At 65.6% G+C, this 8,039-nt stretch carries 10 protein-coding genes; 5 read left to right on the forward strand and 5 right to left on the reverse strand.

The features are described from left to right. Nucleotides 1–390: 390 nt before the first annotated feature. The gene (locus tag BRAS3809_RS34655) at nt 391–564 is read left to right on the forward strand and encodes a DUF1328 domain-containing protein (protein WP_008961076.1); all 174 of its coding nucleotides are present in this window, start codon (nt 391–393) and stop codon (nt 562–564) included. 83 nt (nt 565–647) lie between these two features. Here the strand turns inward: BRAS3809_RS34655 and BRAS3809_RS05335 are convergent, their stop codons facing one another. Further along, on the reverse strand, nt 648–1,010 hold the full coding sequence (locus tag BRAS3809_RS05335) for a DUF427 domain-containing protein (protein WP_008961077.1): 363 nt from the start codon (nt 1,008–1,010) through the stop codon (nt 648–650). 234 nt (nt 1,011–1,244) lie between these two features. On the opposite strand from BRAS3809_RS05335, the gene BRAS3809_RS05340 reads away from it, so the two are divergent. Both BRAS3809_RS05340 and BRAS3809_RS05345 read left to right on the forward strand, forming a co-directional pair. Then, a complete protein-coding gene (locus BRAS3809_RS05340; RefSeq protein WP_006609193.1) occupies nt 1,245–1,484 on the forward strand; it encodes a BolA/IbaG family iron-sulfur metabolism protein in 240 nt (79 codons plus the stop codon). Nucleotides 1,485–1,520: 36 nt separating this feature from the next. Further along, entirely contained in the window at nt 1,521–2,726 is a 1,206-nt protein-coding gene (locus BRAS3809_RS05345) for a low temperature requirement protein A (RefSeq protein ID WP_008961078.1), read from the forward strand. Here BRAS3809_RS05345 and egtD read toward each other — a convergent pair. Next, nucleotides 2,699–3,673 carry an L-histidine N(alpha)-methyltransferase gene (egtD, locus tag BRAS3809_RS05350; protein WP_008961079.1) on the reverse strand — a complete coding sequence of 325 codons (975 nt, stop codon included), beginning with the start codon at nt 3,671–3,673 and terminating at the stop codon, nt 2,699–2,701. The genes BRAS3809_RS05345 and egtD overlap by 28 nt on opposite strands. A 69-nt stretch (nt 3,674–3,742) precedes the next feature. Next, on the reverse strand, nt 3,743–4,996 hold the full coding sequence (egtB, locus tag BRAS3809_RS05355; protein ID WP_008961080.1) for an ergothioneine biosynthesis protein EgtB: 1,254 nt from the start codon (nt 4,994–4,996) through the stop codon (nt 3,743–3,745). Nucleotides 4,997–5,297: 301 nt separating this feature from the next. Here egtB and grxD point away from each other — a divergent pair, with 301 nt between their 5' ends. Both grxD and BRAS3809_RS05365 read left to right on the forward strand, forming a co-directional pair. Then, nucleotides 5,298–5,636 (forward strand): Grx4 family monothiol glutaredoxin, encoded by a 339-nt coding sequence (grxD, locus tag BRAS3809_RS05360; RefSeq protein ID WP_008961081.1) that lies wholly within the window; start codon nt 5,298–5,300, stop codon nt 5,634–5,636. Further along, nucleotides 5,633–6,202: an O-acetyl-ADP-ribose deacetylase gene (locus BRAS3809_RS05365; protein WP_035655360.1), complete on the forward strand. Its 570-nt coding sequence runs from the start codon at nt 5,633–5,635 to the stop codon at nt 6,200–6,202. Before grxD ends, BRAS3809_RS05365 begins: the two co-directional genes overlap by 4 nt. A 53-nt stretch (nt 6,203–6,255) precedes the next feature. Here the strand turns inward: BRAS3809_RS05365 and BRAS3809_RS05370 are convergent, their stop codons facing one another. Together BRAS3809_RS05370 and BRAS3809_RS05375 are read right to left on the reverse strand one after the other, a co-directional pair. After that, the gene (locus BRAS3809_RS05370) at nt 6,256–7,323 is read right to left on the reverse strand and encodes a threonine aldolase family protein (RefSeq protein WP_008961083.1); all 1,068 of its coding nucleotides are present in this window, start codon (nt 7,321–7,323) and stop codon (nt 6,256–6,258) included. A 77-nt stretch (nt 7,324–7,400) separates the two neighbouring features. Beyond that, the gene (locus BRAS3809_RS05375; RefSeq protein ID WP_240535602.1) at nt 7,401–7,928 is read right to left on the reverse strand and encodes a hypothetical protein; all 528 of its coding nucleotides are present in this window, start codon (nt 7,926–7,928) and stop codon (nt 7,401–7,403) included. Between the last annotated feature and the right edge of the window lie 111 nt (nt 7,929–8,039).

The following is an 8,039-nucleotide window of genomic DNA, read 5'->3' on the forward strand; positions in this document are numbered from 1 at the left end:
ATCAGTGGAGCGTCTCCCGTTCGCGTGTGATGCGTCGGTGAAATGCGTCGTCTGACACTGCACGAGCCATAATAAACGAGCTCGCGTGATTTTGGCACCGCCATCGGCTCTCGCCCGCCTGACGGAAGCGAATGTCGGTGCCCAAGAACCTTGTTGCTACGCGATGCTGAAGATCAGCTCGCGCGGCGGCCCGCAAGCCGAATTTCTGCGCAAAGCCGATTTTTGCATCCGATGTTGTTACGAGGAGATGATGGAAGACGTTACGGACGGGCCGGCCGGGAAGTTGCGAAATTCCTCCTCCCGGGCGCCGTCATAGCTGCAGGAACCGGTTCCGGGCGCGATCGTTAGTGAGGCGACGCGCCGGCGCGGCGCTGGACTGGAGGATTGACCGTGACTCTTCTCAAATGGGCGCTACTGTTCTTCGTGATCTCCGTGATCGCCGGTATTCTCGGCTTCACAGGGGTCTCGGCCGCTTCCGCGGATATTGCGCGGATCCTGTTCTACATCTTCCTTGTGATCTTCCTCGTGCTGCTGATCCTCGGGCTGACGATCTTCCGAGTGTAACGGCCGGCCGCAGCGACGAACCAGGCGATCGCCTCGCCGCTCTTGGTCTCAGGTCGACAGAGCGGCGGGCGATCAGCCCGCGGTCAATCAGCCACTTCCTCGATACGGACCTTGTCCGGATAGAACGCCAGATGACCCGAAATCTCGGTCATCGCGGGGAAGGGCGTCTCATAGCTCCATATCGCATTGTCCAGCCTCGTGCCGGGGGTGACGATGCTGAAGTAGCTGGCGTCGCCCTTGTAGGGACAATGGGTGACGCGATCGGTCTTCTGGAGCGCGGCCATGTTGGCATCGGCGCGTGGCACGTATTGGACCGCCGGATAGCTCGCCTCCTTCAGGATCAGCGCGCGGGTGGTATCGGCGATGACGACGCCATCGGCCATGACGCGGACGCGCCTCGGATTCGGGGTGATGGTGATCGGGTGATCCGGCCCTGGAAGCTTCATGTCATCTCCCTGTTGTCCTTTTGCCTCCGGCACGGGTGCGTCACCCGGTCCGGCATCTTTGGCTCCGCAGGGTCATATAATGACTCCGAGCGTGACCCCGAAACCGGTTCGCGCTAGATTCGACCATCACGGTCGCGCGAGAACGCCTTGATTCGTGCCCTGCGGCGGGCCACACAGGCGGGCTGGAGCCGCGGCGCTTCGACCGTCCGTCGCTGACAAAGGAGATGTACCGGGATGCCCATGGATGCCCACGTGATCGAGCAGATGATCAAGGCCGCCATTCCCGACGCCCAGGTGACGATTCGTGATCTCGCCGGCGACGGCGACCATTACGCCGCGACCGTCATTTCCGAGGCCTTCCGCGGCAAGTCCCGCGTGCAGCAGCATCAGCTCGTCTATCAGTCGCTGCGCGGCCAGATGGGGGACGTCCTGCACGCGCTGGCGCTGCAGACCGGGGTGCCGGACCAGCGCTGATTGGCGCTGCCGCACGGCCGCGCGCATCCGGGGGAGATGGCGGTGAACAATCCGCGCGGCGCGCTGTTCCGCGTCATCGAGCCGAACCAGCACGGCCGGGTCACCTTCGTCGAGCTGTTCTTCGATCTCGTCTTCGTCTACGCGGTGACGCAGATCTCGCATTATCTGATAGGCCATTTCACCCCGCTCGGAGCTGTCCAGACGGCGATGCTGTTCCTCGCCGTCTGGTGGGTCTGGGTCTACACCGCCTGGGTCACCAACTGGCTCGATCCCGAGAAGGCGCTCGTCCGCGGCCTTCTGTTTGCCCTGATGCTCGCGGGCCTCGTGCTGTCGATGTCGATCCCGCGGGCCTTCGAGGACCGGGGATTATGGTTCGCGCTGGCCTACGGCGCCATGCAGGTCGGCAGGACCGCGTTCTGGTGGACGGCCACGCCGCCGCAAAGAGCCGCTGTTCGGCGTAACGCCGCCCGCATCCTGTCCTGGCTCAGCGCCTCCGCCGTGCTCTGGCTGCTCGGCGGCCTCGCCGAGGGCTCTGCGCGGATGACGCTGTGGAGCGCAGCGCTGATGCTCGAATACATCTCGCCCGCCGTTCGCTTCTGGGTGCCGGGGCTCGGTGCCTCGACCGTGGAAGACTGGATGGTCGAGGGCGGCCACATGGCGGAGCGTTGTGCCGGCTTCATCATCATCGCGCTTGGCGAATCGATCGTCGTGACCGGCGCAACCTTTGCCGAGCTCGATTGGACGGGCGCCAACGTCGCGGCCTTTGCGTGTGCCTTCGTCGGTACGGTCGCGATGTGGGCGGTGTATTTCAACCGCGGCGCCGAGGCCGGCTCGGAGATGATCTCGCAGTCGAGCCAATCCGGACTGGTGGCGCGATCCGCCTACACCTACCTGCACATGCCGATCGTCGCCGGCATCATCGTCTCGGCGGTCGGGGACGAGATCGTCCTCAAGCATCCGATCGGCCACACCGACCTCACGACCGCCGCGGTGCTGATCGGAGGACCATTCGTGTTTCTGTTCGGCACCATCCTGTTCAAGCGTGAAGTCCGCGGATTTCTCCAGCTGTCGCACGGCGTGGGCTTGCTGGGCCTGATCGGATTGGGCTGGTTCGCGACCGCGCTGTCGCCGTTGATGCTCTCAGCGTTGACGAGCGTGCTGCTGGCGGTCGTCGCGATCTGGGAGGTGCTGTCGCTGCGGTCGAAGCCGGTGACTCATGCCTCCTCGGCAACGAGCGCCTGAACCGAGAACATCTTCTCGGAATCCGTCCACACCGTCCGGACCTTCCAGCCCGATCCCCGCGCCAGCGCGCCGAAGCGGTCGATGCTGTATTTGTAGCTGTTCTCGGTGTGGATGCTCTCGCCGGCGCGGAACGTGATCGTCGTGCCCAGCAGGCGGACGGTCTGCGGCTTGCGCGCCACCAGATGCATCTCGATGCGGTGCTGCTCGCGATTGTAGATCGCGCGGTGCACGAAGGCGGACAGGTCGAAATTGCCGCCGAGCTCGCGGTTGATCCGCAGCAGCAGATTGAGGTTGAAGCGGGCGGTGACGCCGGCCGCGTCGTTGTAGGCCGCATGCAGCACGCGCTCGTCCTTCTCGAGGTCGACGCCGACGATCATCAGCGCGCCCGCGCCCAGGATCTCGCGCGCCGAGCGCAGGAAGCGGCAGGCCTCGTGCGGCTCGAAATTGCCGATGGTCGATCCCGGAAAGAACCCGACCTTCGGCTTGCCCTCGATCGCCGCCGGCAGCTTGAAGGCCGTGGTGAAGTCGGCGATGACCGGATGCACCGCCAGATCCGGGAAATCGCGGCGCAGGGTCTCGGCCTGGCCGGTCAGGAAGTCGCCGGAGATGTCGACCGGGACATAGGCCGCAAAGCGGCAGCTCTCCAGCAGCAGCCGCACCTTGGTCGTTGCTCCAGCGCCGAACTCGATCAGCGCGGCATTATCCGGAATGATCGCAGCGATGTCGGCGCCGCGGTCGCGCAGAATGCCGAGCTCGGTCCGCGTCGGATAATACTCGGGAAGCCGCGTGATCTGCTCGAACAGGTCCGACCCGGCGGCGTCGTAGAAATATTTCGGCGACAGCTGCTTGGGTTGCTGCGTGAGCCCCGCGACCGCATCCTGCGCGAAGGCCGACGTCTTGGCGTCGGGAAGATGGGCATCGATCAGCGCGTTGACGTGCACGTTCATGATACTCTCCTGGACGCGCACAGGCGCGACGATAGGCAACAAATCAGCCAACAAATGTTCGTGGCTCTCTCAGGCGTAGTCGGCGAGCCGCAGCCCCGTGAATTGCCAGCGATGATGCGGATAGAAGAAGTTGCGGTAGGTGACGCGGCTGTGGTCGGCGGGCGTCGCGAGCGACGAGCCGCGCAGCACCAGCTGATTGACCATGAACTTGCCGTTATATTCGCCGAGCGCGCCCTCGATCGCGCGGTAGCCGGGATAGGGGCTGTAGGCGCTGCGCGTCCATTGCCAGACCAGGCCGAAGGCATCGTTGAGCTGGTTGCTCCGCGCGGCCACCTCCCATTCCATCTCCGTCGGCAGATGCTTGCCGGACCAGCGCGCGAAGGCATCGGCCTCGTAGTAGCTGACATGGCACACCGGCGCATGGGGGTCGACCGGCTGCAAGCCGCCGAGCGTCATGATGCGCCATTCGTCCTGGACCTTGTACCAGTGTCCCGGCGCCTGCCAGCCCTCGCGGCTGGCGGTCGCGAAGCCGTCCATCAGCCACAGCGTCGCCGCTTCGTAACCACCGTCCGCCATGAAGGCGAGCCATTCGGCATTGGTGACTAGGTTGCGGGCGATCTCGACCGGACCGACCAGCGCCCGATGCGCAGGTCCCTCGTTGTCGAAATGGTAGCCATCGCCGACGTGCCCCACGGTGTGGATACCCTCGGCGAGGCTGATCCAGTCCTCGCCCGTGCCGGCGGGGGCCGGAAATGTCCAGGCAGGGTCGTAGGCCGGGGCGGTCGGATTCTGCGCGAAGGCATGCAGGATGTCGGTGAGCATCAGCTCCTGGTGCTGCTGCTCATGGTTGAGCCCGACCTCGACCAGCGGCGCGACCACCTCCAACGTCGCCGGCGCCGCATGGCCGAGGAAATCGACCATCGCGGCGTCGACATGGCGGCGGTATGCCGTGATCTCGGACGCCCCTGGACGGGTGATCAGGCCGCGCTCGCCGCGGGTATGGCGCGGTCCGGCGCTGACGTAATAGGAATTGAACAGGAATGCATAATCCGGATGAAACGGCGTGTAATCCGGGCAATGCACGCCCAGCACGAACTGCTCGAAGAACCAGGTCGTATGGGCCCGGTGCCACTTGATCGGGCTGGCATCCGGCATCGACTGGATGACCTGATCTTCCGCGCTGAGCGGCGCCGCCCGGCGCTCGGTCTCGCCGCGGACGGCCTGGAACGCCGCGATCAGCCTCCCGGCCAGGGGGCCCGGGCCGCGAGTCTGTTGCTTATCTGCGAGGGGGAGGGGGGCCGCGGCGGAGGCTGAACTGGTCACGAGGGTCTCCGTATGAATGGAGAGAACGATGTTCGATGGAACAAGTTCCTCTGGGCAGTTCGTCCTAGATAAGGGCTTGGTTACGGGATGAAACCCTCGTTGCGGCTATAATATTGCTGTCATCAGGCTATCGTCCGGCACCCGGCCGCCGCGGGGCTGATCCTCGGCATTTTACTTTGGCTGACCAACGGTTTGCGCTACATATAGGGGGAGTGATGGTCGGCGGGGTCGAAATCCGCCCTGCGCGGCCGGAGCCGCACGAGCCCCAGGCGTTCCTTGAGACGCCCTAGAGGAAGCGAAGATGAGCATTGAGCAATTCATTGACAACGAAGTGAAGTCGAACGACGTCGTCCTGTTCATGAAGGGGACGCCGCAGTTTCCGCAGTGCGGATTTTCCGGCCAGGTCGTCCAGATCCTCGACCATGTCGGCGTCGGCTATAAGGGGCTGAACGTCCTGGAATCGGCCGAACTCCGCAACGGCATCAAGACCTTCTCCAACTGGCCGACGATCCCGCAGCTCTACGTCAAGGGCGAGTTCATCGGCGGCTGTGACATTGTGCGCGAGATGTTCCAGAGCGGCGAGCTGCAGCAGCTGTTCACCGACAAGGGCATTCCGGTCGGCACGGCGGCCTCGGCCTGAGCTACCCGGCCCGCACCATCGGCGCGACCCGGTTCGAGGTCATCACCGCCGACATCACCAAGCTCGGCGTTGACGCCATCGTCAACGCCGCGAATTCGTCGTTGCTGGGCGGCGGCGGCGTCGACGGCGCGATCCATCGTGCCGCCGGGCCCGACCTCGTCATGGAGTGCCGCATGCTCCATGGCTGCAAGACCGGCGAGGCCAAGATCACGAAGGGGTATCGGCTGCCGGCGCGCCACGTGATTCATACCGTCGGCCCGGTCTGGCAAGGCGGTGACCGAGGCGAGCCCGAGCTGCTCGCCTCGTGCTACCGGCGTTCGATCGAGCTGTGTCACAAGCATCTCCTGGACTCTGTCGCGTTCCCCGCGATCTCGACAGGCATCTTCCGCTTTCCTGCCGATCGCGCGGCCTCGATCGCGGTTGCTTCGACGATCGAAGCCATCAGCGCGGAGACCTCGCTGTCGCAGATCGTGTTCTGCTGTTTCTCCGATGCGAGCGCCGAGCTGCATGATGAGGCGTTGAGCCAGGCCGTCGAGGGCCGCGCCCGCAACGGATCGCCGCGATGACCGCGGCCCATCCGTACGGCAGCAGGTAGGGTCGGGCGCTGTTGCCGTGATCCTCATGCGCCGCGGACGATCTCCCTCACATGGCCGATGGTCTCCTCGATCATCGCCGCGGTCACATCGAGATGCGTGCAGGCGCGGATGCGGCCGTCCATCATGGCCAACAGCACGCCGCGCTTGCGCAGCTCGGTCACCATCCTGTCGCCGGGCACGCCGGCGCCATCAGGTCTGAAGAACACCAGATTGGTCTCGGGCTCCTGCACCTCGATGCCCTGGATCTGCGACAGGCCGCGCGCCAGCGCGCGCGCATTGGCGTGATCCTCGGCAAGCCGGTCGACGTGGTGATCGAGCGCGTAGATGCAGGCCGCCGCGACCACGCCCGCCTGGCGCATCGCGCCGCCGAGCCGCTGCTTCCAGCGCCACACTTCATCGATGAACGCGGCGCTGCCGGCGAGCACGCCGCCGATCGGCGCGCCCAGGCCCTTGGAGAAATCGATCCAGGCCGAATCCCAGCCCGCGGTCATCTCGGCGGCGGGGATGCCGGTCGCGACAGTCGCGTTCAGCAGCCGCGCGCCGTCCATGTGCGTCGCCATGCCGTGTGCCTTGGCGATCGCGACGATCGCGTCGAGGTCTGTCTTCTTCCAGATCGTGCCGCCGCCGATATTGGCGGTCTGCTCGACGCTGACGACGGTCTGCGGCGGCTGGTAGCGCGAGCGCGGATGCAATGCGGCGCGGAACGTCTCGGGCGTGAACTGGCCGTCGGGTCCCTTCAGCTGCGTCACCTGAAAACCGCCGAGCGCGGCATGCGCGCCGCCCTCGCGCGAGATGATGTGCGCGGTCTCATGCGCCAGGATCTCGTCGCCCGGCCGGCAATGCACCAGCGTGGCGGCGACGTTGCACATCGTGCCCGACGGCATCAGCACCGCGGCCTCCTTGCCGAGCAGGGCGGCCACGCGGGCGGTGAGCTCGTGCACGGTCGGATCGTCGCCGATCTGCTCGTCGCCGACCTCGGCCCGCGCCATCGCCTCGCGCATCGCGGCGGTCGGGCGCGTCTGCGTGTCCGACAGCAGGTTGACGCGCACGGGCGGCGCCTTGGGATCGCGTTGGGGCGGGGTGTAATACATCGGCAGTCCTCGTTCGGCTTTCAGACCCCGACCTTATCCAACTCGAACCAGTCCCGCAAAACGCGCCTCCCTCCCGATCACGCCGCGAGCCAGATGTCCGGCCGCAGCGGCCTGGAGATGTCGATCGGCTCGGTGACCAGCGGCGCAGCCGCGGCGCAATCGAACACCCAGGACTCCATCGGGCTGCGCCGTGACGGCGACAGCAGCAGCGCGGCGCCCGGGCGCTGCCGCTTGACGTTCCAGCCCATGTTCACCGCGGCCCAGCCGATCAGCATGGTCTGCCAGTCGTCGGCGAGCTCACGGGGATCATCGAAACAATGGAGAAGCTCGAGCGCGAAGGGATCGTGGCGGAGCTGCGCGTCGGCAAAAATGAGCCCGGTTCCGAGATGCCGGATCACATGGGCTGTCGCATCGGACTGGACGTGCCAGCAGGAGCGCTCAAGAAGATCGAAGACCGTCGAAGGAAAGATGCCGTCGTTGAACCGGTAACGGATCCCCGAGGGTCGTGCGCGGAGCGGTGACGCGCGCAACGGCGGCAGAGGCGGAGCGCCGACCGTCCCGGCCGGCAACGCGCCGAAGATGATATTGCGCCTGTTGAACTCCATGGCGAACGCCCCGCACCTTTACAACTGCGGGCAGTGAATCACGGGTTCGACTCGCTGTCAGCCCAGGTGGGGCGAATTCGTGGCAAGTGTGGCATTCGGGAATCGGTTCGC

The organism is Bradyrhizobium sp. STM 3809 (assembly GCF_000239795.1).
Classification (GTDB): Bacteria; Pseudomonadota; Alphaproteobacteria; order Rhizobiales; family Xanthobacteraceae; genus Bradyrhizobium.